The following is a 26,961-nucleotide window of genomic DNA, read 5'->3' as shown; positions in this document are numbered from 1 at the left end:
AGTTAAAATACAATATAAAAACAAAACAATATTCTCTACATTTGTCTTCTATTTCGAATACAATACAATAAAAAACACTTAAGCGATGAAGACAAAAATCAATGCTGCTTCGGCATTTCTATTATGTTCTATAGGCATACTGCAAGCACAGGAAAAAGACTCTGTAACTTCAAAAAAATTGGATGAAGTGGTTATGGTAGGTACCAGAGCAGCTCCACGATCTAGCATATCCACTCCATTACCCATTGACAATATTGATGCAGCAGTCATTCAGTCCTCCGGACATAGCTCCGTAGGACAAGCGTTACAATATAGAATTCCGTCATTCAACTCTACCAGTGCTGCTGTACAGGATGCCACTTCATTGCTGGATCCTTTTGAGATCAGAAATATGGGGTCTTCAAGAACCTTGGTTTTAATTAATGGTAAAAGAAAAAACCAATCCTCTCTCATTTTCACTCAAAACACAATTGGTAAGGGAGAAACAGGGGCTGACTTATCATCTATTCCCTCTATAGCCATTAAGAAAGTAGAGATTCTAAGGGATGGTGCTTCCGCTCAATATGGTTCTGATGCGATAGCCGGAGTCATCAATATTTTATTAAAAGATAAAATTAATTTTACAGAAGCTACTGCCAATTTAGGATTATATTCCAAAGGTGACGGCTTCTCACAAAATCTGAATATCATTACCGGATCTACTTTTAAAAACGGAGGTTTTATTACCTTTTCCGGTAATCTTCAAAACAACGATTATGCCTATAGAAATGGAAACGTAAATCCTTATTGGGAGGCCCAAACTTTTGGAGCCGATCAAAAAGAAGTGGATGCTTATTTAGCAAAATATCCCGATGCACAAAACAAAAATGCTTATCCCAAAAAGAACAGTATAAGTTTCTTGGTGAATACTTCTATTCCTGTTTCCGAAAGAGCCAGCCTTTATGCTAACGCATCATTTGCCACAAAAAAAGTAAGCAGTTTTGCGAATCATAGAACTCCATATTGGGTAAACCCGGCCAATGTACTGAATGCACCCGACGGCTTTACCCCTACATTCATTGGTGATCTTACGGATTATGGAGCCACTTTAGGATATAAAACCAAAACAGAAAGCGAATGGAATGTAGATCTTAGTGCGACTTTTGGAGGTAATAAAATTTTATATACCGTTGGAAACACTTTCAATGCGGCATTGGGCGCTGCCAGCCCGATCAATTTCAAGCCGGGAGGTTTCAGGTTTAATAATATCGTCGGAAATATTGATATTTCTAAAAGATTATCAGAACACGTTGCTTTAGCATTTGGTTCTGAAGCAAGAAGAGAAGAATATGAAATCTATGCAGGTGATCCTGCATCTTATTATAAAACAGGAGCTATTTCTTTCCCGGGATCACTTCCCGAAAATTCCGGAATATTTTCCAGATTTAATATTGGAGTATACGCAGATGCTGCCTTTGATTTTTCTGAAGCGACAACTTTAAATGCCACAGCACGCTTTGAGAATTATAGTGATTTTGGAAATGCATTAGTATGGAAATTAAGCGCAAGACAGAATATCATAGGAAAGAAATTGGTAGCCAGAGGATCTGTTTCTACCGGCTTCAGGGCCCCTACTCTTCAGCAGGTATATCTTTCTACCATCCAAAATGTTTTTAATAATGGAATTGTAGTAGCAGAAGGACTATTCAACAATGTAGGCAAAGAAGCAAAAGCAATTGGTATTCCGAGTTTAGATGCTGAAAAATCATTGAACTTCACACTGGGATTAGGAATTCAGCCAAATAAAAACTTTTCCATTACCATTGACGGATACCTCATCAATGTATATGACAGGATTTTATTAAGCTCAAGAATGAATGATAAAGCCACTATTTTTGATCCTTTAAGCAATATTGGCGTATCCAACATTAATGCGGCAAGCTTCTTCATCAATGGAGTAGATACCAGAACCATCGGTCTTGACCTTGTAGCCAATTACAGAAATATAGACCTGGCTACCGGCAAGCTAGCTTTTAATCTTGCATTGAATATGAATCATTCCAAAATAACCAAAAATTCGGATAAATTGGATGGGCTCAATCTTGTAGCACCATTCAACAGAACGGAAGAAGCTTTGGCAACCACCTCAAGACCTGCCTTGAAAGCAGTATTTGGAATAGACTACAGTATAAAAAAATGGAATGTATCACTGAATAATACTTTGTTTGGTAAAGCCACTTATGCCAACAGCGGAATGCCTGGTGCCAACCTTGCGTGGAATGATCCTAATGCAGGCTTACAATCTTATCTGAGATTTAAACCAAGGCTAACTACAGACCTTACGATTAATTACAACATCAATAGTAAAAACACTATTAATTTTGGAGTTTTAAACCTCTTTAATATTCTTCCTAAATGGGAATTAAGAAATCTACCGGCAGACAAAACTTATGATGAAGTTTATAATAGCGTTACATTTAATGGAAGGTATCAGCAGTCCAGTTATGACGCACAACATTTTAGTATATTCGGGACTCAGTTTATTCTTGGGTATAATATTAAATTTTAAAATTCGCGATAAGAATTTGAATAAAAGTCAATTCCAATAATGAATTGGCAATTAAAATATTTTTCATAGAATTAAGGTTGCCTCAAAGCTGTTGGAGGCAACTTTTTTTCATAACTTTACTTGAAATTTTAGTTTTTGGCAAATCTTTATAAAAAAGACTCACCCTTTCAGGTGTATATATCATTCAAAAAATATTTGGATGTATTGGAGCATATCCGATATAATGACCGCCTGGAATATCGGGTTAATTATGCCGAATCCCTGATCGAAAGCACTAAAAATTTTAAAGAAATAAAAGAAGGGTTTCAGGATATAAGTCTTCTGGAGAAAAATGAAGACCTCATCAGACTGCTTCTTGCCGATCTTTTCCCTACCGGTCTTACACATAACGAAATAAAGGCGGCAAGTATTCCTCTTTCCAATATCACATTCAACTATACCGAAAGATTTAAAGGCATTCTCAAAGATGCAGGAAAAGACTTTGAAATAGAACTCAGAAACATAACCGACAACGAATTTTATGTATTTTGCTGTTGTCTGATCCTTCAAAGTTATTTCAAGAAAGATATTAAAAGTACGATTCCATTTTATTATGACATCCCCAACAATCAGGGGATTATGAAACATTATAAAATTACCGTCAACTCAGACTTTACGGAAATATATCCTACAGAAGATGCTAAGATTCCACCTGATGATGTTTTGGATATGCTTCTTGAAAACCTGAGTGATTTCAAATTGTGGAAAAAATACTTCCCTTCACAATCCTGGATATTAAAGGGATTCACTATTATTTCACTGGTAGACTGTACTTCTGAAGTAGCCTTATCAGATTTGAAATCCAGTATGATAGAGATCGATCCTGAAAATATGAATCCCAATGAAAATCTGACTGAAATTTTCAAATCGTATTTTGATATCCCGAAACTCAATTTCGGATTGATGACCTTTAACAAAAAGGAACAAAAGCTGGATAAACTTCCCATTTACGAAAGTCTTTTAACGAATCATATTCTCGATTTCTGGATCAATACTTTTGACGAGGAAACCCGAAAAAATACTTTTAATAACTTAAATCACAATTCTAAACCTATTGTGGTTTCCAATGTGAATAACCTGGATGAAAATGTAAAACAACTACCTTCTTTCAGCATTTTAAAAGATAATAATGTCAACAGTTTCATGGTCATTCCCATCATGAAAGACGGGGAACTTCTCGCTATCATGGAATTTACTTCTCCAATAACAGGAGGTTTCAATGGTTTAAAGCTTAAAAAACTAGAGTTTTTCACCGACATGGTTCTTTTCTCTTTGAACAGGTTTTATTTTGAAAAAAATTATCAGATAGAAGCGATTATTCAACGAGAATACACCACCATTCACGATAGTGTGGTCTGGAAATTCAGAAATGAAGCTGAAAAGTATTTTACAGCATCTCTTGGAAAGAAAATGTATTCTTTAAAGGAAATCTCTTTTAAAACCCTTACCCCTTTGTTTGGAGTTTCAGACATCCGTGCTTCTTCGGAAAAACGTTTTAATCTGATGCTGGAGGACCTTAATGAACAAATTGGGCACCTTAAGGACATTTTGGCTCTCACCAACTCCGAATCGGAGAAATTCCTTCTGGCATTGGACATTTTCGAAAGTGAATTAAACAATGAAATCAAAGCAGATACTGAGCAGCGCTTTCAACGACTTTTAAGAGAAGAGCTCCATCCCTTTTTACAAGGAAAACTTGAAGTAAGAACATCCAGGGAAGTAAAATCAAAAATAAAAGATTATTTTTCTTCGGTATTTGCCCAAACTGACCTGTTTTATAACCACAGAAAAAAACTGGATGACTCTATCACACTCGTCAACAGAAAACTTGCTGACATGTTGGATGAAAGCCAGATAAAAGCTCAGCAGATTTTCCCACATTACTATGAAAGATTTAAATCTGATGGTGTTGAACACAATCTTTACATTGGACAAACCATTGCTCCGGACCTTCATTATACCTCAAAAGTCGTTCATAAATTAAGATACTGGCAATTGAAAACCATTTGTAAAATGGAGCATGAATTCCAGTCTTTCAAACAGGACCTTCCGGTACCATTGGACTTTGCCTCGTTAATCTTTGTGTATAACGAAAAAATAGACATCCGTTTCAGAATGGATGAAAAACGTTTTGATGTAGATGGAGCCTATAATTCTTACTACGAAATCATCAAAAAACGTCTGGATAAAGCCCATGTAAAAGATTCTTCAGAAAGAATTACCGCACCCGGCAAAATCACGATCGTTTATTTCGGCATGGAAAACCAGAAAGAATACCTCGATTATATTTCCAAACTTCAAAAGAAAGGAGTTCTACAACATGATGTGGAGTTTCTAAAGGTAGAAGATCTGCAAGGAATTACGGGATTGTTGGCTTTGAGGGTTTCTTTAGCGTAAAGCCATGTTCAAATTTTAATTTTTATTGAAACATACCGTATCTGTCCCACTATCATAACAATAAGTCCCTTTATTAAGTTTTTTCTTTACAGAAGAAAACTGCTCTTTTAACATAAGTTCATGATCTATAAAAGATAACCAACTCTGAATTTTACCTCTCAAAGGGGTCGTCTCAATTTTCTTTTTGCTTTCAGGATAGATTTCATCAAAAGAAAAAGATTGAACTTTATTATCCTTTAAAAGTTTAATTGTAAAAAAACCACCATCCAAATAAGTTACCAAATCATCGTCATAAGTTGAATCCACTAAGTCAATTCCTTTGTCTTCCAATATTGAAATAATCCTTTTTGCTTGTTCAGGGGTGATTTTTGATTTTTTTACAATTTCTTTATAATCTCTTTTCCTTTTCTTTTTTAAAGAAGTTTTAATGTATCCAAGATATTTATTATTCTTTTCCTTTATCAGAATAAGAGTTTGTGGTGAGTTACAAAAATTAAACTCATAATATTTTATAATATTCGAAGAAATTTCCTGAGCAAAGAAAAAATTACTTATCAAGATCAATATAAGTAGAAACTTACCTTTCATTTATGATGTTGTTCAATTAAAATTTTATTTCATAATTTAATTATTGGAATTCATTTTTTTACAACCCTTGAATTATTGCTTAGTGAGTATTATCGTTTTAGCATCGGGCATTACTATTTTGTATCCACTAGGACAACTTTCTATAATATCCAGATTCTGCATAAAGACTAATTTTATTTGGCTTAAATTAATATAAACAGTCAAAAGTAAAATTCATCAGATCAGAACACTGCCTGAAATAACTCGTATTATTATTTACAAACTAAGAAAAGCAGCCCCAAAAGACAATACGGAAATAATAATTCCGGCCATGAAAATCTTATAAGTTATTGATAAAAGCTTATACTTTCTGTCAAGAACTTTCCCCAGATAATAAAGATCTTTCACCATAGAATCATAAATATAATCCCTGTCTTTGATCAGATCTCTCATCGCATTATGATAATCATCAAACAACATCTGCTGAAAATTTCCGAAAAACAATAAATTTACCTTTCTGTTCTCAATATCCTGAGCTGAAAATGTCGTTTTGGTAACATTCGGTTTTGTAGACAAAATCGCGAATATAATTGTCAGTACACTAGACAACAGCAGAATGAAACTTGGAAGAATCAAATGTGAGTTTTTAGGGGCATCTAATTTCGGCACCAACACAGAAAGACAAACTGAAATAATGATGGCATTAACGGATAGCAGAATATTGGCTTTGCTGTCTGCAATATCGCTCAGTCTCGTATGATTATTCAAAGTAACCCTGAATAAGGTATCTACACTTCTGTCGGATTTTTCTTTCTCCTTTTTTCCTTCAGAATTATCCTTTTTACCCTCTTTTTTCTCTTCTTCTTTTCCCAGCTTCTTTTCGATTTTTTTGATATTTTTATTTTTTAAAGGTTCCCAATTCTGCTTTGCATAGTCGGTATAATAAGTGTGCTTATTTTTTAGCATTTCAAGGTTTCCGGCATTCCATTCATCATTAGAAAAACATTTTACGTTGGTAAGTTCCCATTCTTTTCTTAAAGCATCAGACATCTCATTATAATCATGACCGGCAAAGTGGCTAAAGTCCGCATCTTTTACAATTTCTTCAAGTAAGTTTTGAGGCACATAATTGATCTTGGTTGCCAGAATCAGTTTTTCAACATCCTGAATATAATTTTCGGGATAATCTTCCTGATGCATAAATTTTTTCATGATTTCCACACTCCTCTCCTCATGATTTTGTGCACATTCTATATATCCGGTATCATGAAACCACAGAGCTACAAGGATTTTTTCCTGATCTTCGTTGGAGACAGGAGTATTTCTCATAATTTCTTCGGCCTTATTTACCGTGTAGGTCGTATGGATAAAATTATGGTAAAAGTATACGGAAGATAACTTATCTTTGAATAAGATTTCAACATAATTTTTAGCTTTGTGTAGAATGCCCATTCCTGAATTTTTGTTAATGTAAATTTATGAATTTATCCTTTAAAACACATTTAAAAAATACTTCTATTGTTCTGAGAACAGTAATGTCCGCAGGAGTACTGTATTCTTGCGCAACATATAACGTACAAAAAGGAAAAAACTTATTTGAAGTAAAAGATTCCGATATTAAATCCGATATTGATTTCAAAGTTTTCCTTATTGGAGATGCAGGGAATGCAGATGAACCTCAGGCACAAAAGACATTAAATTTACTAAAAAGCAAACTCGATTCGGCAGACAGCAATTCTATGTTGATTTTTTTAGGAGACAATATTTATCCCAGTGGGATGCCTGAAAAAACAGACAAACATTATACCCTTGCTCAGAAGAAACTGGAAAACCAGCTGGCTATTACCAAAAATTTCAAAGGAAAAACATTGGTTATTCCGGGAAACCATGACTGGTATAATGGATTGGGAGGATTAAAAGCACAGGAAGGATTTGTAAAAAAATATTTTGATGATAAGAAATCTTTTCTTCCCAAAAACGGATGCCCTATTGACGATATCAGTATTTCCAAAGACATTAAATTAATCGTCATTGATACGGAATGGATTATCACGAATTGGAATCAACATCCGGGTATTAATAAGGAATGTAATATCAAAAACAGGGAAGATTTCTTCACGGAATTTAAAGACCTCATCACTAAAAATCAGGGCAAAAGGATTATAGTGGCTCTACACCACCCCATCATAAGCAGTGGAACGCATGCAGGTTTTACCTCTGCAAGATCTCATCTTTATCCTTTCAAAAGTAAGGTTCCGATGCCTGGTGTTGCCAGCCTTGCCAACCTTCTCAGAAGCTCTTCGGGAATAAGCCCGGCCGACCTCAACAACCAACATTATGCAGATCTGGCTAATAGATTGAAAAGTATTGTACAGGATAAAGAAAATATCATTTTTGTTTCCGGCCATGATCATAATCTGCAATATCATGAGGATAGAAACATCAGACAAATCATCAGCGGAGCAGGATCCAAAACCGATCCGTCTACGATTGTGGAACAAACTGACTTTTCTTACGGAGGAAGTGGCTTCGCTATTTTGAATATCAGAAAAGATCAAAGTACAGATATTGAGTATTTCTCTACAAAAGATGCCCAACTTCAAAAGCTATCACATATCTCGGTAATTTCCAAACCGGATGTATTTGTTAATAACTTCCCCAATACTTTCCCGGCAACCATGACCTCAAGCATTTACCCGGTTGCATTGACGGAAAAAAGAAAATTCTACCGTTGGCTTTGGGGAGAACATTACAGAAAATATTATGGAATTCCTATTGAAGCCCCCACGGCTAATCTTTCAACATTGGATGGAGGATATATTCCTTTCAGAGAAGGCGGAGGAAATCAATCCAACAGTTTAAGATTAAAAGCGACGGACGGACAGGAATTCGTCATGCGTGGCGTGAAAAAAAGTGCTATCCGATTCCTCAACAATATGGCTTTTAAGAAAAGTACTATCGGAGAAGAGCTTACTGATACTTTTCCGGAAAAATTTTTGTTGGACTTTTATACGACCAACCATCCTTTCACTCCGTTTTCAGTAGGGAATATGTCTGATAAACTGAATATTTTCCACAGTAATCCCAGATTATATTATATTCCCAAACAACAAGCCTTAGGAAAATACAATGAAAACTATGGGGATGAAATGTATATGATTGAAGAACGTTTCTCCTCTGATCCTAAAACATTAGCTTCACTGGATAATGCCAGAGATATCCTGTCAACAGATGATGTATTAAAAAATCTAGCCAAGAATACTAAATATTCCGTTGATAAGGAATCCTATATCAGAGCAAGAATTTTTGATATGCTGATTGGTGACTGGGACAGGCATTCAGATCAGTGGAAATGGGCAGAATATGAAGTGGGCGATAAAATTGTTTACAAACCGATTCCGAAAGACAGAGATCAGGCGTTTAGTAAATATGATGGTGCAGCATTTAAGCTCATTATGAATGTCCCTGCAATCCGCCATATGAAGACATTCACAGAAGATATCAGCAGTGTTAAATGGGTAAATATGGAGCCCTATCCTATGGATTTGGTTTTCTTAAAAAGTGCTACCCAGGAAGATTGGGAAACACAAGCAAAATATATCCAGGAACATTTGACCGATACAGATATTGACGATGCTTTCCACAATCTTCCAAAAGAAGTTCAGGATGAAACCATTGCCGATATTCAAAGAAAACTGAAAATACGTAAAACCAAACTACAGAATTACGCTTCCGAATATTATGATGTCCTGCAAAAAAAGGTCCCTCTTGCCGGAACGATAAATCCGGATAAATTCGTTATTACAAAGAATAAAAATTCTGTACTTGTACAACAATATAAATTAGGTAAAAACAAAGATAAAAACGAACTGGTTTTTGAAAAAAAATATGATGATTCAAAAACAAAAGAATTGTGGATTTATGGACTGGAAGATGATGACATTTACGACGTCGTAGGTACCGGGAATCCTAAAATGAATATCAGACTGATCGGTGGTTACAATCATGATGTATACAATGTAGCTGATGGAAGAAAGGTAAAAATCTACGATTTCAAATCTCAAAAAAATACGTATAACGCAGGTAATGCTACAAAGAACATTACTGATGATTACGATATTAACACCTATAATTATAAACATCCGAAATATAATTCCTTTGCCGGCTATCCTAATGCTGACTATAACCCGGATGATGGTGTTATCATTGGTGTTTTGGCTAATTATACCGTTAATAATTTCCTTCGTGATCCTTATACACAAAAACACAGTTTAAAAGCTAATTTTTATACTGCTACAGCCGGTTTTAGTCTTATTTATAAAGGGATTTTTAAAAAGGCAATTTCAGGATGGGATTTCAACCTGGATGCTTCTTATACTACACCAAGGTTCTCTCAAAATTTCTTTGGATTCTCTAACCAAAGTGATTATGATAAAGAACATACGGAAAGAGAATTTAACAGAGCCAGAATTTCAAAATTCATTGTAGCACCATCTATCTCCAAAAAAAGCTGGATGAACTTCAACCATCAGGTGCAGCTTAGTTTTGAAGACAATAAAGTACAGAGAAAAGAAGGCCGTTTCATCAATACATCACCTGATGTAAGACCTGAAGTATTCAACAGCCAACAATTTGTAGGAGCCAACTATACCTTCAGCTATAAAAACGCGGATAATGTTGCCTTCCCTACACTGGGATTGGAATTTATGCTTAATGCTGATTGGAAAGCGACTCTTTCCGACTTCAACAAAAACTTCCTGACCTTTAAAGGAATGCTTGCGATTGATCATAGAATTGACAAAAAAGGAAATTTTGTATTTGCCAATTCCAGCAATGTCATGTGGATCAATAACAACAATTTTGAATTTTATCAGGCTGCAGCCATTGGTGGAAATAACGGAATGAGGGCTTTCAGAAATGAGAGGTTTTCCGGAAGATCTTACTTTACCAACAATTCGGAAATACGTTGGGATTTTGGAAGAATAAGAAACAACATTATTCCCGCCAATATGGGAATTCTAATCGGATATGATATCGGCCGTGTATGGAATGACAATGAAAATTCCAGAAAATGGCATGAGTCTGTAGGTGCTGGAGTATGGTTGAGCATTGTCGAAATGATGTCTGCAAGATTGAATTATTTCTATGGTTCTGATGGAGGAAGGATTTCTGCAGGAATAGGAATGAAATTTTAAATCATTCACCCGTTAAAAAAGAAATGAAATTAACTCCAATTTTCAACATTAAACACCCATAAGCACTTAAAACAATTACCTATTGAAAATCAATTAATTACAATAGATAAAAATAAATATTTCGTAAAAAAATAATTTAACTAAAATTTAATAATTCTAATTTTCAATTAGCATTTTTCACACATAACCCAAATATGGTTTTCAAATAAAAGTCATATTTTCAGTCATTTAGATCATATACACAGATTGATTAATATGTTTATTGATTTTAAAAAAAACAGACATTTCAAAAAGATTTTATATTTGTCTTAAAATTATTTCATAAAACAAACAATCGGATGAAAAAAAAGTTATTTTACATGACATTATTTGTCATGTCCATAAGTATAAACGCTCAAGTAGGGATACAAACACCCACTCCACAACATTCACTACATGTCAACGGTGCTCTTCAGGTGGTAAAAGATATCAATGTAGGCGGAAGCGCCAATACAAAAGGCAACTCAGGAAACAAAGGCGAGTTTTTAATGTCAAACGGGACCGGAAATGCTCCGGAATGGAAAACCATAGAGTCTCAAAATTTCTTAAAGGTCATTTATGTAGGAAATAAAACCGATATCAACCCTTCCAGTGGCAGCTATACAGGGACACATAGTACCCCTGTCAGTGCCCACGAAAGTTATACACAAACTTATGTGTATAATGTAACCAATAAAATAGACAATGCTTATCTTACATACAGTACCAGCACAGGTTTATTTACCGTTGTAAAACCAGGATTTTATAATATTGTTCCCTATATTACCTATGATCTGAATCTGAATCCTAATGGACAAACAGCCGGAACAGCACTGTCCTATATTCAAAAGGTTTCTCCGACCACCATCAGACTTTCTGCAATATCAACAGGCCATGGAGAACGTACAACAGGATTAAGTCATAATCTCTCTTCTATCAATTTTTTTAATGTGGGGGATACCTTCAGGGTACGTTGTGTGTATACCCAGGACTTTAGATTATCGAGCGGTAATATCCATATCTCTTACCTTACTCCTTAACGTGAACTCGATATATTTTTTAGCACAAGGTCTATAAAGATTCTATAATAAATTACTTTGAAATAGCTTTATGATAGAACTTTACACCTATTTTATCATACCGCAAAGCTCGTGTCTCATTATCATTTGTATCATCTGTTGTCTTTTGTCATCCCTGTAGGATTGGGGCAACGCTATCCACAAATATCCGTCTAAGTTTGACCATTCTTGATGTATGAGATGATCCGTTTAGATCTTTGCAAGAGGACAAGTGTGGGGATTTTTAGAATACTAAGGATATAAACAAATGATCAGCATAAATAGTAATATAAGGAATTAATAAAAAGCAACAGAATATCCCTTTGTGAAATCGTTGCAGTTATTATAACACGACATCAAAATTATATTAAGTATTGCATATCAATTAAATTATTATCGAGGTCGCATTAATGTATTTAAACTTCAATCCTATCAACTATATTCAAAAATAGCCACAGAGAATGTCTGTGGCTATTACCTTATTATAAAAAAACATAGAAAACAGGAGCTTACAGGGCTCCTGTCGTCAAAACCGATAATATGAAATTACGTTTCATTTATCTAAATATTAGGGCTCCATATGTTTAACTGGTGTATGCACGATATCAAAGAATATGGATGGGTCAACCATATCAGCTATTCTGTATGTAAATTCACCATTGTTTAATACCAAAACTTCCACATCACGATTGAAAGGAGCTCCCGTAGCCGCAACAGTACCATTCAGGTTTCTTACCTTACCGTCTGCCGATAAAGTCCACGCTCCACTGGATCTTAATACATCATTTAATCCGAAAATAGTAAACTGCCCGTTTCCTTTGAAGTAAGAGTACCCTACAAAATTAACTACTCTTGAATCATCCAATGCTACAGGATTTCCTGCATTATCTCTGGCTCCGGTTGTTTCCCAAGCTGTAGAAGCTAAAGTCACCTGCCCATTAGTAGGTTCTGCATGGGATGTTTTGGTATGGATAATATCAAAATAATTTGTAGGATCATTGATATCATTATGAACTCTATAGGTAAAAATATTTTTATTAAGTTCCAGGATCTCCACATCTCGATCTAAAAGGACTTTACCGTCAGGATTCAATATTTTAATATTTCTGGTTTTCCCTTGCGGATCTACAGTCCATGTTCCTAATGATCTCAGAACATTATTCAGTCCATAAATGGCAAAGTTTCCATCTGCTCTGAAATAAGCAAAACCAACAAACCCGTTTACTCTTGGATCGTTAAGATCTACAGCATTACCGTTTCTGTCTTTAGCGCCGGTTGTTTCCCATGGAGTGGAAGATAAAATTTGTGATGGAGTAAGGCTTGGCTCTATCGTTTCCATATCGTTATTATTGGAGCATGATACTACCACACCTGTTAATGTCATTAATGCCAATGCAAAACATGCTTTTCTAAATAAATTCATAATTCTATTTTTTTTAAAAAAGATAGCAGGGAAGAGATCCTCCCTGCTACCCAACACAAACTCTAAATACAAAAGAAATAGCTATTCTGTTCATCATTATTTCCATCTCCCGGCGACTACTCCTATTTATATTTAACAAAAAATCGCAAGAGTAGTAGGATGATAATACTCCTGCTTTAACATAAACACAAAGATGAAAAGTGTGTATGATTCTTGAGTGAAACCCATTTAAGGTTTGCTATAATTATTAAACCAATGTCCAATTTTCTTTGGATGAGGGAATATTCATTTCGGTCTAGAAAAAAGCAATACCTGAGCGCATTGCTGCAGTTAAAAAGATTTCATTTTTCTTCATTGTTATTTCTTTATAATGTGTTTAAAGAATCGTAAAACTAAAACTTGATCAGTCTGAGTCATTCGATTTGTATATTGCAAATGTATCACCATCAGAAGCCCAAAGGGTTACGTCTTCAATACTACATTAAGATAAACAATTGAAAACCAGACGAAAACAAAATCAGTGAAGTATGGTTGAAGTGTTACTAAAAAGAGGAGTTATCTTTTTTTTATGATATTTTTTTCTCTTTTCGATTGTTTTCTATTTAAATAAAAAACAGGAGCTTATAAGCTCCTGTCGTCAAAACCGATAACATGAATTTACATGTCATTTATCTAAATATTAGGGCTCCATATGTTTAACCGGTGTATGCACGATATCAAAGAATATGGATGGGTCTGCCATATCAGCTATTCTGTATGTAAATTCACCATTGTTTAATACCAAAACTTCCACATCACGATTGAAAGGAGCTCCCGTAGCCGCAACAGTACCATTCAGGTTTCTTACCTTACCGTCTGCTGATAAAGACCACGCTCCACTGGATCTTAATACATCATTTAATCCGAAAATAGTAAACTGTCCGTTTCCTTTGAAGTAAGAGTATCCCACAAAATTAACTACTCTTGAATCATCCAATGCTACAGGATTTCCTGCATTATCTCTGGCCCCGGTAGTTTCCCAAGCTGTAGAAGCTAAAGTCACCTGCCCATTAGTAGGTTCTGCATGAGATGTTTTGGTATGGATAATATCATAGTAATTTGTAGGATCACTGCTATCACTATGAATTCTATAGGTAAAAATATTTTTATTAAGTTCCAAGATCTCCACATCTCGATCTAAAAGGACCTTACCGTCAGGATTCAATATTTTAATATTCCTGGTTTTCCCTTGCGGATCTACAGTCCATGTTCCTAATGATCTCAGAACATTATTCAATCCATAAATGGCAAAGTTTCCATCTGCTCTGAAATAAGCAAAACCAACAAACCCGTTTACTCTTGGATCGTTAAGATCTACAGCATTACCGTTTCTGTCTTTAGCGCCGGTTGTTTCCCATGGAGTGGAAGATAAAATTTGTGATGGAGTAAGGCTTGGCTCTATCGTTTCCATATCGTTATTATTGGAGCATGATACTACCACACCTGTTAATGTCATTAATGCCAATGCAAAACATGCTTTTCTAACTAAATTCATAATTCTATTTTTTTTAAATTATTTTTTAAAAAAGATAGCAGGGAAAGATCATCCCTGCTACCCAACACAAACTCTAAATATAACAGGAATAGCTATTCTGCTCCGGTCGTGATTCTACTTCCGGTCCTATTGATATTTAACAAAATCGCAAGAGTAGTAGGATGATAATACTCCTGCTTTAACATAAACACAAGGATGAAAAAAAACATCTATGATTCTTAGATTAAACCCTTTTCAGGGTCTCTTATAATTTATAATATTGTATTAGTCATTGAGAATTTTAAAATGCCACCCAGGCAGTTCCGTTAAAATATTCTAAACGGGCTGTACTTGAATTGTAGACCATCAACCCTGCAGGTCTCGTAGTAATTGCATCTCTTTGAGCCGTTGTCATTCTTGGCGGCAAAAACCCTCGGGTCGTAGAGGTAAGATCCAATAAAGCATTAGCATTAGGAGAGGCAGTTCCTATTCCTACATTCCCTGTAGATTGGGTTTGCATAATAATATTTCCGCTTCCTTTGGCATTAAGGTTCAGTGCAACACTGCCATTTGTTCCTATAGACTGGATTCCTGCCCAACCAATACCTACCCCTTGGGTACGGTTATTGGCTTCAAATGCTGCAATTCCAGAATATTGATTGGCATTACCTCCGTCTACTACACTCAGCCTCTCTCCAGGAGTCGTATTTCCAATCCCCATATTACCGTCAGGCATCATCGTAGCCACAGTGGTCAGAGTTTGACTGTCACCATAGGTTCCTGCAGTATTTTTCCCCACTCTGAATTGCATTCCACTTTCTGCTCCTGAGGCATTAATGGTAGCACCTTGGGCAGTTACGTTAAACCATAAATTGTCCCAGCTTCCTGAACCTGTAGAATTTTTAATTCCAAATGTATTACCTACCAGATCAAAGTTGGCCACAGGAGCAGGATCTCCAATACCAACTCTTCCTGTATTGGTTAATACCATTCCCGGTGCTGCTGTTGCTGTTGAAGCCGCATGGATCTGAAGCGTATTAGAATGAACTCCAAGCCCATAAAAAGAGCTTCCTGTTGCATTATTATATACTGCAAGCTTTTTACCGTTAACATCTGTAGCACTGCTTCCTGCTGTGCTTCCAAGATCCAATCTGTTTTGAGGAGCTGTAGTCCCCATTCCAACCCTATTATTCACGGCATCGACAGAAAAAGTGCTCCCATCTACAGAGAAATGATTGGTTCCTGTAGTAGCTGTACTGGTAAAAGCTAATGTATTACCTGCCTGCTGTACAGTGCGATTATCTGTAAGAGTTCCATTGTTATTATAAATGTTGACACTGGCTGGAGCTGCAGCAATAAGCTTTACCCATGAAGTTCCATTAAAATAATAATATCCTACTGCATCTATCTGAGCTGCCGTACCGGTTTGGGTTCCGGTGGTCACACTGTCTACATAGATTAATGTAGATGTTACCACTCCGGTCATAGACTGAGCTCTTTGGCGGTCTACCCGGGGAACAAGTAATCCTTCGGCAGTTATAGCTGTTCCTCGTGAAGCCTTTGCTGTTATATCGAATGTTGCTTTTGGTGTTGGAGTATTCACTCCAACCTGAGAGAAAGCTAATACTGAAAATAATAAGGTCGATAGTATAATTATATTTTTTTTCATTGTTGATTTTTAACTGCGTTTGTATTTTATTACATCTATATAAGTATAGTTCGATTAATTGCTTATTACAAATGTTGTTTGACGGGTTATTCCACCAATACTAACATTTAAAATTACTGTTCCTGCTGAAGTCGGAGTACCATAAATCCAATAACGTATCACATTTTGTCCCGCACCAGCTGTTCCTGCCAGTAAGCGGGCAAATAATCCTCGACCTAAATCTATCGTTTGTTCTGACCAGCTGATAGGACCACCTGCTCCTCCAATAATAGTGTGATCAAGATAATAACCAACAGCTCGTCCCACTTTCTCTGTCCTATTAAAAGTAAGAATATTGGTTGCTGTATATGGTATAGGAGGCGCTGCTACTGTTCTTGTCAAAGTACATGTCTGACCTCCTATATTGATAATAAAATTTGCTGTCCCGGCAGCAGAAGGTGTCCCTGTAATTGTATAAGTAAGAGTGCCGGCACCATTTGCGAAAGTACCACTTGTTAAGGTAGCTGTTAAACCTGTAATTCCTCCTGTGGATTGTATAGATTGACCACTATAAGGTCTTCCATTACCACCTGTATATGAAATACTTGAACTAACTCCTGACGCTACCATTCCCTTAGTTAAAGTACCATTATTAGTTACTGTGGAACAACTCAATGTAGCAATACTACCAGCACAATTGTCTCTCCACGCCGTTCCACTCCAATATTGCATACAGTTCAATGAAGTATTATAAACAATGGTTCCTGCCGGTCTTGCTGACATGGCATCTCTTTGTGCCGTGGTCATTCTTGGGGGAAGAAATCCTTTTGTGGTAGAAGTTAGATCTAAAATAGCACCTGCACTGGGAGAGGCAGTTCCAATCCCTACATTACCCACTGCCTGGGTTTGTAGATTAATACTTTGTGCGGCTTTCGCATTCAGATTAAGGGATACATTGGCGCCCGTACCTATGGATTGTATTCCTGCATAGCCAATACCTACTCCCTGAGTACGGTTAAGTGCTTCAAATCCAGCTATCCCTGAATAGGGATTTGCATTCGCGACATCTACTACACTCAATCTTTGCTCTGGAGTCGTATTACCTACTCCCATATTACCTGTAGAGGTCATCGTAGCGACTGTCCTTAATGTCTGACCATTACCATACGTTCCTGTAGCATTGCTTCCTACTCTGAACTGCATTCCATCGGAAGCATTGGACGCATTAATGGTTGGACCATTTGAACCTACATTAAACCATAAATTATTCCAGCTATTGGCTGTAATTCCATTTTTAATTCCGAATAGAGTTCCCACCAAATCAAAATTGACAGTAGGGGCAGGATCTCCAATTCCTAGTCTTCCTGTATTCATTAATACCATTCCCGGAGCTGCATTAGCAGTTGAACTGGCATGGATCTGAAGGGTATTACCACTTACTCCCAATCCATAAAAAGAAGTACCTGTAGTAGAATTATACACAGCTAGTTTTTTACCTGCTACATCTGTAATAGTACTACCTACTGAAGGCCCCATATCTAGTTTGTTTTGAGGTATTAATGTCCCCATCCCGACTCTATCATTAGCAGCATCCACAGAAAAGGTATTACCTGCTACAGAAAAATGGTTACTTCCTGTTTTAGCCGTACTCGTAAAAGCTAAAGTTTTATCACTTTGCTGTACAGTACGGTTACCTGTAAAAGTTCCATTGGAGTTATAAAGGTTATCATTGACAGGAATCCCAGGATCAATCTTAGCCCAAACAGTTCCATTGTAATAATAATATCCTACGGCATCTATATTCAGTGCGTTACCCGTTCTACTTCCGGTTGTAACATTATCTACATAAATCAAAGTAGAATTTACCACTCCGGTCATAGATTGTGCTCTTTGGCGGTCTACTCTGGGAATAAGCAAACCTTCCGGGGAAGTGGTGGTCCCTTTTGGATTTTTCGCAGTGATATCCAAGCTTGCTTTGGGAGAAGGAGTATTAACTCCAACTTGGGAAAAAGCAAAACCCGAAAGCATCACTGCAGTTAAAAGTATTACATTTTTTTTCATTAGTCTTTATTTTGTATCATGTGTTTAAAGAATCGTAAAACTAAAACTTGACCGGTCCGAGTCGTTCGATTTGTATGTTGCAAATGTATCACCGAAATTCCTTAAAAAAGTTACTACTATGGTACTACTCTAAATACAAAATAATGACAATCAATATGTTACAAAATAAATGAAGTATTATTGAAGTGCAACAAAAAAGTGGACATATTATCTCTTTTAAAGTATTTTTTCCTTTTTGTTTTATAGTTTGTTATTTTTTTATACTAAATAATTACATTTGAATTCATATTTATTCTACATGTTTTCAAGTTATAAGCTTAAAATAATATTGCTTTTTTTAGTATTATTTACAACAAGATATTGGTCACAGGAATATTCTTTTTTACCTGAGCCCGTTAAAACAACTAAAGAGTACCTTTATACAGGGAGTTATGATAATGCCATGAAATTTAATACGGCTGAGCTTGAAAAGTATAAGAAGATTAATGATCAAAAGAATATGGCTGCTGTATATATCAATATAGGGAACCTTTTGTTCATTACCGCAAAATATAAAGAAAGTATAGAATATCTGAACAAAGCCAAAGAAATATTGCGTAATGACAATACTGTGCCCTCATTAAAAGCTTATTTATTTAATGAATATGGGAAAAATTATTCCCGCTTAGGCCTATTCGAGCAATCCGGCAGATCTTTTAATCTTTCTCAGGAATACATTAACAAAATTCCGGATCAAAAACAAAAAGTCTACTATCTGTCTTTGAACTATTCCTGGAAAAGGCAGCTTTTTTTTGAGCTTAAAGCAACAGACTCTATGCTTAGTGTAGAAAAAAAAATGCTCCAAATCGACCCGGGAATTATAAGCTATACAAGAATTGCAGACCGTTTTATAGAACAAAAACAGCCGGACTCTGCAGAATACTATATGAATAAAGCGCTTTCATTCTCCGACAAAGCAACCGCTAGAGAAAAAGCAATTGCATGGTTTAGTTACGGTGATTTATACACCGTAAAAAAGGATCATCAAAAAGCTCTTGATTATTATCTTAAATCTCTTAGTATTCTTGAATCATATGGTGATTTAGAAATTTTAGTAGCTTATGATTCTATTTCCAGTACTTATAAACATCTAAATAATTTTGAGAAATCAAATGAATATTTAAGAAAATATACAAATCTTAGCAATACAATAGATACCAATAAAAAGGCGGCAGTGGATTTAGCGGTTGCAAAACTCATGGAATTCAAAAATAAGGAAAAGGAAAGGGAAGAAAATAAGCTTTATATACTGATTGCAGCCATTATAATCATTTCCATAGCCGCAGTATTTATTACAAAAAGAATATATCTGAACAAACAACTTAAAAAGGATCAACAGCTTGAAGAAAAAAATGCAGAAACGTATAAACTTAAAATGCAGATCAATGACTCTTTTGAAGAGCTCGCAAAACTTATGAATGAAAGAAGCCCATTGTTCCTTATCCGCTTCAAGGAAGTTTATCCTGATTTTTATGAAAAACTATTGGCCCACACCCCCAATATATCAGAACATGATCTGAAATTCTGTGCATACATGCGACTCAACCTCAGCAGTAAGGAAATCTGTCAGCTTGAGTACACAAGCATCCGTACTGCACAGACAAAGAAATACAGACTTAAGAAAAAGCTAAATATTCCTACAGAAACCGATCTACAGAAATGGATTTTGGAGCTTTAAATCATTTCAATAAATTTATTTAAAAGGAAATGTATATACGTTCCCTCCTTCATCTTTTGCCTTCTCATCGCCTATTAATAATGTTTTATCATTAAGAAATACGATGGCTTCTTTTTGGGTATTATGATGTAAAGGAATCTTCTGGATTTTTGCAGAGTTAAAGTCATCCGCAGTAAATCCCGTAAGAACGTGAATATTCTTATGGGATAAAAGGACGATCTTATCCTTGCTACTATTGATCGTTGCCGATGTAATGGCGGCATCATTATAACCACCCTGAAGTTGTAATTTCCCAACCAGTTTCGCTTCAAAATTCCCTTCTTTATTGGGAACTTTAAATACCAGAAATGTACCGTCAAAACCTTTGCTTCTGTTTTTAGTAAAGAGATAAAAATTCCCATTCATCTCTACAAAGCCTTCACAGTCATATAGTAAATTGGATTTTTTAGGAGGGAATTCTTTCTGCCCCTGATAATAAAATTTGGTTGTCTGAACTACTTTTGTTGTTTTCTGGAAAGGATCCTTCAGATCGGTTTTCAAAATAGCAAGGTCTTGTCTGTCGTTATTGTTATTTCCAAAATCTCCAATGTAAATATTGCCTTGCGTATCCGAGATGATATCTTCCCAGTCTATATTTTCTGCATTTTCCACAGGGACTTTCGTCATCATTTCTCCTTTACCATTAAGGCCATATACAGTATTCTTATTTCCACTATCTTCTATTACCCAATAAGTATTTTTATCTTTTGATAAAGCAAGGCCAGAAACTTCCTTCAGTTTTTTCGGAAAAGAAAACAGTTCTTTTAATTTATCATTTTTATCCGGTGAATTTTGAGCTTTAGGATTACAGCCCCAAAGCAGAATTGGTAATATGAGGAAACGTAACATAATTATTTTTTAATTAAATAAGTAATAAATTTTTCACTAAAATAGGAATAAAATATTAACAATGAAAAAAGCTATGACAGCTGTTTTGCTTTTTCCCAGAGAATATCCATTTCTTCCAAAGACATATCGGCAAGGTTTAAGTTTTGCAGACCTGCAAGGTTTTCCATCTTTTGAAATCTTGAAATAAATTTCAAATTTGTTCTTTCCAAAGCAGAGTCAGGATTGATTCCTGAAATTCTTGCATAGTTGATCAATGAGAAAAACACATCACCAAGTTCCTGTTCTTTTTTATCCAAATCGGTTTCTGCATGAAATTCTTTAATCTCCTCATCAACTTTTTTCCAGGCATCCTCAGCATCGTGAAATTCAAAACCAATTCCTTTTACTTTATCCTGAATTCTATAGGCTTTTACTAAGCTTGGTAAACTCTTTGGAACTCCGCCTAAAATGGATTTATTTCCTTCTTTTAATTTTAATTTTTCCCAATTCTGCTTCACTTCTTCTTCATCCTTTACTTCTGTATCTCCATAAATATGAGGATGACGGAAAATAAGCTTTTCATTAAGAGAGTTGATAACATCAGCGATATCAAAACTTTTCTTCTCAGAACCTATTTTAGCATAGAAAACCAAATGAAGCAAAACGTCTCCCAGTTCTTTTTTGATCTCCTGCAAATCATTCTGTAAGATGGCATCAGAAAGTTCATAAGTCTCCTCAAGGGTAAGATGACGAAGTGATTGTAATGTTTGTTTCTGATCCCATGGACATTTCTCACGAAGGTCATCCATGATATCCAATAATCTTCCGAAAGCATCTAGCTTCTCCTGTTTTGTGTTCATAGTAATTGGAAATTCAATCTTATACAAATGTAAGGGTTATTTTGAGTCTATGGTAGTGGTTTGGAGTGAAAGTTTTAGGCGTGGAATGCAAGAATGGTATTGAGGTAAATGTTTAATGTTTAATGTTTAATGTTTAATGTTTAATGTTTAATGTTTAAAGATAAATCTTTGTTGAGAAAATCTCAACAAGAATCTGTATCAACTTTAAACCTAACAGGTTTCAGAAACCTGTTAGGTTTTTATAATGCGCAAAAGCGGAACAAGAGCAAAAGTTGTGGGACTTAGAATATTTAGATCTGTTTAATTTTAAAATTTCACGCAAAGGATTGCTATTATCCGGTGTTGTATTTTAGACAGTCCCTTTCTAAGCACATGCATATCTACATCGCTTCATCAGTGACTTTTGTCGCTTTCTTGGCTCCCTTATCAATAATCAATTGCATCTTGTCTTTGCGTTGAAATAAAATTTCAATATAAAGCTTAGAGGAGTAAAAAGGTAATTCATTTTTTTCTTCAGATTAACTAATTTTTACCTAGCCCAAATTTTGCACCTGATCCGTAAAAGCTTTATGAGGCTCTCTAAGAATTTGTGTACATCACAAAAAAATCCCTGTTGAGAAAACCTCAACAGGGATCTGTATTGTCAATTCAGAAATGAATTATCCTTTTTTAGTATGTGTACTTTTTGGAGCTGCTTTAGCCGCCGCAGTAGCTTTTACTTTTGGAGTAGCCGGTTTTTCAGCTTTTGGAGCCGCTTTTTTAGCTTCTTTTTCAATGCTTACTTCTTCTGCAGGTTCTCCTTCTAATGTTTCAGGCTCTGCTTTTACGAAGCTTTCAGGAGTGATATATCCGGCTTTGTGAAGGATATTGTACCACTGAGCCAATTTTTTGATATCAGAAGAGTATACTCTTTCAGTATCATAATTAGGAAGTGAAGTTAACATGAAATCTTTCAAATCTGCATCAGAAGACTTGTGAGAAATAGTTTCCTTATAATCATTGTTTTTAGCAATATTTTCAAAAACTTCAAACAAAGGAACTTCCTTATCAAATGTAAACATTGCGATATTATCTAATAAGCTTACCTGGCTTGAGTTTCCAATGCTAACTTTTTTCTTGTTGGTAACATCTTCAATGATGAATCCGTTTCTTAATTGAGAAACTAACTTATAAAGTCCTGGTTTTCCAGAAATTGAAATTATTTTTTCTAACAGCATAATTTTATTTTTTGTAAATTTTGCAACCAGCTTTCAGCTTTTTGCTTTTTATTATTCTTTTTAAATCCTTGTTTACATTATTTTGGAAATCTCATTTTGTAACCAATGTTTACATCTCCCTGAGAAATCTTTGCTAGTTTTCCTTTTACCAATTTCTTCTTCAATGCGCTAAGATGGTCGGTAAATAAGATCCCTTCAATATGGTCGTATTCATGCTGAATAACGCGGGCTCTAATATCGGAAAAAGTTTCTGTATGTTTTACAAAATTTTCGTCATAATATTCTATCACGATAGTCCCTTTTCTTTTCACATCTTCTCTCACATCCGGAATAGAAAGACATCCTTCATTAAACTTCCACTCTTCCCCTGATTCTTCAAGAATTTGGGCATTAATGAAAACTTTCTTAAACTCTGCCAATTCATCCTTAATATCTTCATAATCCTCATCTTCCGCAAGAGGAGTTACATCGATTACAAACAAACGAATGTCTAATCCGATCTGAGGCGCTGCAAGACCTATGCCATTTGCGCTATACATCGTTTCGAACATATTATCTATCAATTCCTGTAATTCGGGATAATCTTTGTCTATATCTTTTCCCACTTTTCTCAAAACAGGATCCCCAAAAGCTCTTATCGGTAAAATCATCTTAATCTTTGTTCTAAAAAATTTTGCAAAATAATTGTTGCACTTACTTTATCTATTAATCCTTTCTCTTGTCTCTTTTTCTTACTTTTTCCACTTTGGGAAATAAAAAAAGAAGCCATTTTGGAAGTAAACCTTTCATCGAAACGATGCACCGCAATATCCGAAAATTCTTTTTGAAATACTTCAATGAATTTTAAAATATCGGTTTCCACTTCGGAAATGTTTCCTTTCAAATCTATGGGAAGCCCAATGACCACTTCACTCACTTTATTTTCACTGAAATATTTTTTTAAAAATTTCAATAAAATACGAGTATCTACAGTCTCCAGCCCACTGGCTATAATCTGCATATCATCCGTCACAGCAATACCGCAACGAGCCTTTCCATAGTCTATTGCAAGGATTTGTCCCATAAGTCTGCAAATTTAGTAAAATTTACTGATTTTATTCATAACGCAGTTTTTTTATATAAATCATGTTTTATTCCATATTTTTTTTTATAATTTTAATCTTCCAAAAAACAAATATATGAAGAGACTCATCCTCGTAAGACATGCAAAAAGCGACTGGCCGGAAGAAACGGAGGACTTTGACAGACCCTTGGCAGATAAAGGTCTGGAGGACGCTATGAACATGTCCAGATTCTTAAAAAACAACCATATTTCCATTGATCATTTTGTATCCAGCCCGGCAGTTCGTGCGTTGAATACTTGTAAAATCTTTAATCAGACCTATCAGCTAAGCGTTTCTACTGATCAAAAGTTATACAATCCCTCAGAAAGAAATTTTGAATCTGTAATTTATGACTTGGATGACAATCTAAGCTCGGTAGCTTTTTTCTCTCATAATAACGGAATTTCCAATTTTGCAAACTCCATTTCTGAAGATATTTTTCATTTCCCAACCTGTGGAGTGGCCGGTTTTGAAGTAGATTGTGATTCATGGTCTGAATTTGATGGTGCTAAAAAGAAACTTCTGTTCTTTTATGAGCCGGGAAAAATATAAAAACGGGATAAGCCTAAGCCTATCCCGTTCAATATCTTTAAAATTTTATTCTTTTTACTTTCTTCTCAAATCCAGATCATCAAAATCAAAACTGAAATCCGTCACATCCGAAATCGGTTTCAATTTTGCAGATTGTGCTTTTCCATTTTCATCATAATCGAAAATAATGTAAGCATCGGCATCATAACTTCTATCATCCCACTTGATGATGAAGGAATTGTTTGAATAAGGAAGCAATTCTCCTTTTAATCTAGGAGAATTTTTACATGAAATCCTGTATACATTTCCTTGCTGTGCTATCTCTACATCTCCAAACCAAGCGTCATTGTAAGCTCCCACAACCTGTTCAGCTTTTGGATGAAGTGCTTTATCCTTCTTAAAAGTTTCGGATTTTGCAAATGCATCTTTCTTTTGCTTATCATAGTCTGCATTCACTTTAGACATTCTATCACCATACGTTTTCAGCCAATTTCGGTCTGCTACTCCAAGGTAGGAGTCTTTCACCGTGTTGGTAATGGTATTAAAAGCTGCACCGGATTGCTGATTGGTCAACACAACAATTCCCAACTTCAAATCAGGAATTAAAGTAAACTGAGTCACTGTTCCGATTAACCCTCCTGTATGCTGGACCTGTTTGTGTCCTTTTACATCACTTAAAAACCATCCCAAGCCATATCCGTAAAAACTCGTGTCATAAGGATTCTTGGCTGCTACTCTATCAGGAATCTGAAGGCTCCATAATTGTTGAGCATTTTTATCGGAAACTAGTTTTTTCCCGTCTTTAGTCGTAAAGTTATTCATCAGACATTCAGCCCAAGTTGTCATATCTTTAATGTTACTCATGATTCCTCCGGCTGCATTAGCGGTCTCATTCCAATCATGAGGAACTGCGATTGCCTTTCCGTCTACAGGTGCGTGAGCATCAATTTTATTGGTTACCGTTTTAGCTCTGTTATAACTTCCAAAGCTGGATGTCATTCCCACCGGTTTCATAATTCTCTGTTCGATAAATTCCGCCCATGTCAATCCGGAAATCCTGTGAATTACTTCTCCGGCAACGATGAACATGATATTATTATAATCCAGTTTAGTTCGGAAAGGGTTTTCAGGCTTTAGATATCTTACATTATGAACAATATCATTTACCGTCAAGCTTCCTCCTTCCGGAAAAAACATCAGATCTCCCTGTCCCAGCCCTAATCCTGCTCTGTGTGTGATTAAATCTTTTATCGTTACATTTTGAGAAACATAAGGATCATACATTTGAAACTCAGGAATATATTTTGAAACCTTATCATCCCAGTTCAGCTTTCCTTCATCTGCCAAAATAGCCAATGCCACACAGGTAAATCCTTTTGAGTTGGAAGCTATACCTACCAGAGTATTTTCATCCATCGGTTGTTTTGTGGTAAGTGAACGTACTCCAAAACCTTTTGAATAGGTTAGTTTTCCATCTTTTATAATCCCTACTGACATTCCCGGAACATCAAAAGTTTTTAAGGTATTTTGGATCAATTCGTCCAATTTTTTTTCTTCTACCTGAGCATTGGAAAGCCCTACCGTCAAAAGAAAAATGAAAAAAGAAAGTTTCTGCTTCATTGCTTTTTTTAATTTTCTCAAATTTAATAAATATTAGGAGATGTTAATTTTGTCAATGTTAAAAGTTTACCTACATTTCCATCCAATCTGTGATATCACTTATGAAAAAGTCTATTTACATCCTTTTATTATCTCTTTTTACAAACTATTTTGTAAAAAGCCAGGACAAAGTTTCTAATCCTTTACTTCTGCAAACGTGGAAGTTGAAAAAACTGGACACCTATATTTATACCTATGAAAGGAAAGATGTTTTCGATAACAATAGTTTTGGACTTAAGTTTAAGGAAAATGAAAAGTTGTTAGGTAGCTTACCACGACCGGGAAGTGGAAATGGTATTCTGGAAGAGATCCATAGTAAAGCATTAAAATTTGACCGCTATATAGGGGCCTGGAAAAAAACATCGGATAGCACTCTTGCCATTGTATTTCCTTCAAATCCTGCTATGAATGGTAATTTTATTATCTCAAGATTGACCAGCACCGAATTGAAATTAAAAAGACTCTTTGATGCACAAACAGAAAAGAAATTAGACTCTATTCGAAAAACAAAAAATATATTGGATTAATACTTTGAAAAGG

The 26,961-nt window shown here is 35.4% G+C and carries 19 protein-coding genes; 7 read left to right on the top strand and 12 right to left on the bottom strand.

What is annotated here, in order from left to right:
* Positions 1-85: 85 nt before the first annotated feature.
* Together CW752_RS16500 and CW752_RS16495 are read left to right on the top strand one after the other, a co-directional pair.
* Positions 86-2,548, top strand: coding sequence for a TonB-dependent receptor plug domain-containing protein (locus CW752_RS16500; protein WP_101240794.1), 2,463 nt, complete (start codon positions 86-88; stop codon positions 2,546-2,548).
* A gap of 135 nt (positions 2,549-2,683) precedes the next feature.
* Positions 2,684-4,984, top strand: a complete 2,301-nt coding sequence (locus CW752_RS16495) for a GAF domain-containing protein (RefSeq protein WP_101240793.1) — start codon at positions 2,684-2,686, stop codon at positions 4,982-4,984.
* Between the two features lie 15 nt (positions 4,985-4,999).
* On the opposite strand, the gene CW752_RS16490 is transcribed toward CW752_RS16495, so the two are convergent.
* A complete protein-coding gene (locus CW752_RS16490) occupies positions 5,000-5,572 on the bottom strand; it encodes an RNA polymerase sigma factor region1.1 domain-containing protein (protein ID WP_101240792.1) in 573 nt (190 codons plus the stop codon).
* A 255-nt stretch (positions 5,573-5,827) separates the two neighbouring features.
* Complete coding sequence (locus CW752_RS16485; protein WP_101240791.1) at positions 5,828-7,003, bottom strand: Pycsar system effector family protein; 1,176 nt, start codon at positions 7,001-7,003, stop codon at positions 5,828-5,830.
* Positions 7,004-7,029: 26 nt separating this feature from the next.
* Between CW752_RS16485 and CW752_RS16480 the strand changes: the two genes are divergently transcribed.
* Positions 7,030-10,746 (top strand): metallophosphoesterase, encoded by a 3,717-nt coding sequence (locus CW752_RS16480; protein ID WP_101240790.1) that lies wholly within the window; start codon positions 7,030-7,032, stop codon positions 10,744-10,746.
* A 338-nt stretch (positions 10,747-11,084) separates the two neighbouring features.
* The gene (locus CW752_RS16475) at positions 11,085-11,804 is read left to right on the top strand and encodes a hypothetical protein (RefSeq protein ID WP_101240789.1); all 720 of its coding nucleotides are present in this window, start codon (positions 11,085-11,087) and stop codon (positions 11,802-11,804) included.
* Positions 11,805-12,390: 586 nt separating this feature from the next.
* Here the strand turns inward: CW752_RS16475 and CW752_RS16980 are convergent.
* From CW752_RS16980 to CW752_RS16455, 4 genes are all read right to left on the bottom strand, one after another.
* Positions 12,391-13,245, bottom strand: coding sequence for a DUF4822 domain-containing protein (locus tag CW752_RS16980; protein WP_185117655.1), 855 nt, complete (start codon positions 13,243-13,245; stop codon positions 12,391-12,393).
* 679 nt (positions 13,246-13,924) lie between these two features.
* Entirely contained in the window at positions 13,925-14,779 is an 855-nt protein-coding gene (locus tag CW752_RS16975) for a DUF4822 domain-containing protein (RefSeq protein ID WP_185117654.1), read from the bottom strand.
* 280 nt (positions 14,780-15,059) lie between these two features.
* On the bottom strand, positions 15,060-16,427 hold the full coding sequence (locus CW752_RS16460; RefSeq protein ID WP_133121706.1) for a hypothetical protein: 1,368 nt from the start codon (positions 16,425-16,427) through the stop codon (positions 15,060-15,062).
* A 54-nt stretch (positions 16,428-16,481) separates the two neighbouring features.
* Entirely contained in the window at positions 16,482-18,467 is a 1,986-nt protein-coding gene (locus CW752_RS16455) for a hypothetical protein (protein ID WP_101240787.1), read from the bottom strand.
* A 277-nt stretch (positions 18,468-18,744) separates the two neighbouring features.
* Between CW752_RS16455 and CW752_RS16450 the strand changes: the two genes are divergently transcribed.
* On the top strand, positions 18,745-20,184 hold the full coding sequence (locus tag CW752_RS16450; protein WP_133121705.1) for a tetratricopeptide repeat protein: 1,440 nt from the start codon (positions 18,745-18,747) through the stop codon (positions 20,182-20,184).
* A 15-nt stretch (positions 20,185-20,199) separates the two neighbouring features.
* Here CW752_RS16450 and CW752_RS16445 read toward each other — a convergent pair whose 3' ends face one another.
* From CW752_RS16445 to ruvX, 5 genes are all read right to left on the bottom strand, one after another.
* A complete protein-coding gene (locus tag CW752_RS16445; protein ID WP_101240785.1) occupies positions 20,200-21,072 on the bottom strand; it encodes a hypothetical protein in 873 nt (290 codons plus the stop codon).
* 71 nt (positions 21,073-21,143) lie between these two features.
* Positions 21,144-21,911, bottom strand: a complete 768-nt coding sequence (mazG, locus tag CW752_RS16440) for a nucleoside triphosphate pyrophosphohydrolase (RefSeq protein WP_101240784.1) — start codon at positions 21,909-21,911, stop codon at positions 21,144-21,146.
* Between the two features lie 659 nt (positions 21,912-22,570).
* Positions 22,571-23,128, bottom strand: a complete 558-nt coding sequence (locus tag CW752_RS16435; RefSeq protein WP_101240783.1) for a DUF5606 domain-containing protein — start codon at positions 23,126-23,128, stop codon at positions 22,571-22,573.
* A 77-nt stretch (positions 23,129-23,205) separates the two neighbouring features.
* Positions 23,206-23,778, bottom strand: a complete 573-nt coding sequence (gene def, locus CW752_RS16430) for a peptide deformylase (RefSeq protein WP_101240782.1) — start codon at positions 23,776-23,778, stop codon at positions 23,206-23,208.
* Complete coding sequence (gene ruvX, locus CW752_RS16425; protein WP_101240781.1) at positions 23,775-24,191, bottom strand: Holliday junction resolvase RuvX; 417 nt, start codon at positions 24,189-24,191, stop codon at positions 23,775-23,777. Before ruvX ends, def begins: the two co-directional genes overlap by 4 nt.
* 115 nt (positions 24,192-24,306) lie before the next feature.
* On the opposite strand from ruvX, the gene CW752_RS16420 reads away from it, so the two are divergent.
* On the top strand, positions 24,307-24,783 hold the full coding sequence (locus tag CW752_RS16420; protein ID WP_101240780.1) for a SixA phosphatase family protein: 477 nt from the start codon (positions 24,307-24,309) through the stop codon (positions 24,781-24,783).
* A 54-nt stretch (positions 24,784-24,837) separates the two neighbouring features.
* Here the strand turns inward: CW752_RS16420 and CW752_RS16415 are convergent, their stop codons facing one another.
* Positions 24,838-26,382 carry a serine hydrolase gene (locus CW752_RS16415; RefSeq protein WP_101240779.1) on the bottom strand — a complete coding sequence of 515 codons (1,545 nt, stop codon included), beginning with the start codon at positions 26,380-26,382 and terminating at the stop codon, positions 24,838-24,840.
* A 101-nt stretch (positions 26,383-26,483) separates the two neighbouring features.
* On the opposite strand from CW752_RS16415, the gene CW752_RS16410 reads away from it, so the two are divergent.
* On the top strand, positions 26,484-26,948 hold the full coding sequence (locus tag CW752_RS16410) for a hypothetical protein (RefSeq protein ID WP_101240778.1): 465 nt from the start codon (positions 26,484-26,486) through the stop codon (positions 26,946-26,948).
* Positions 26,949-26,961: the final 13 nt, after the last annotated feature.

The sequence above is a fragment of the Chryseobacterium sp. PMSZPI genome (assembly GCF_002835665.1).
GTDB lineage: Bacteria > Bacteroidota > Bacteroidia > Flavobacteriales > Weeksellaceae > Chryseobacterium.
The sequence above is the reverse complement of the archived record's forward strand: the minus strand, read 5'-3'. Positions and strand labels throughout refer to the sequence as shown.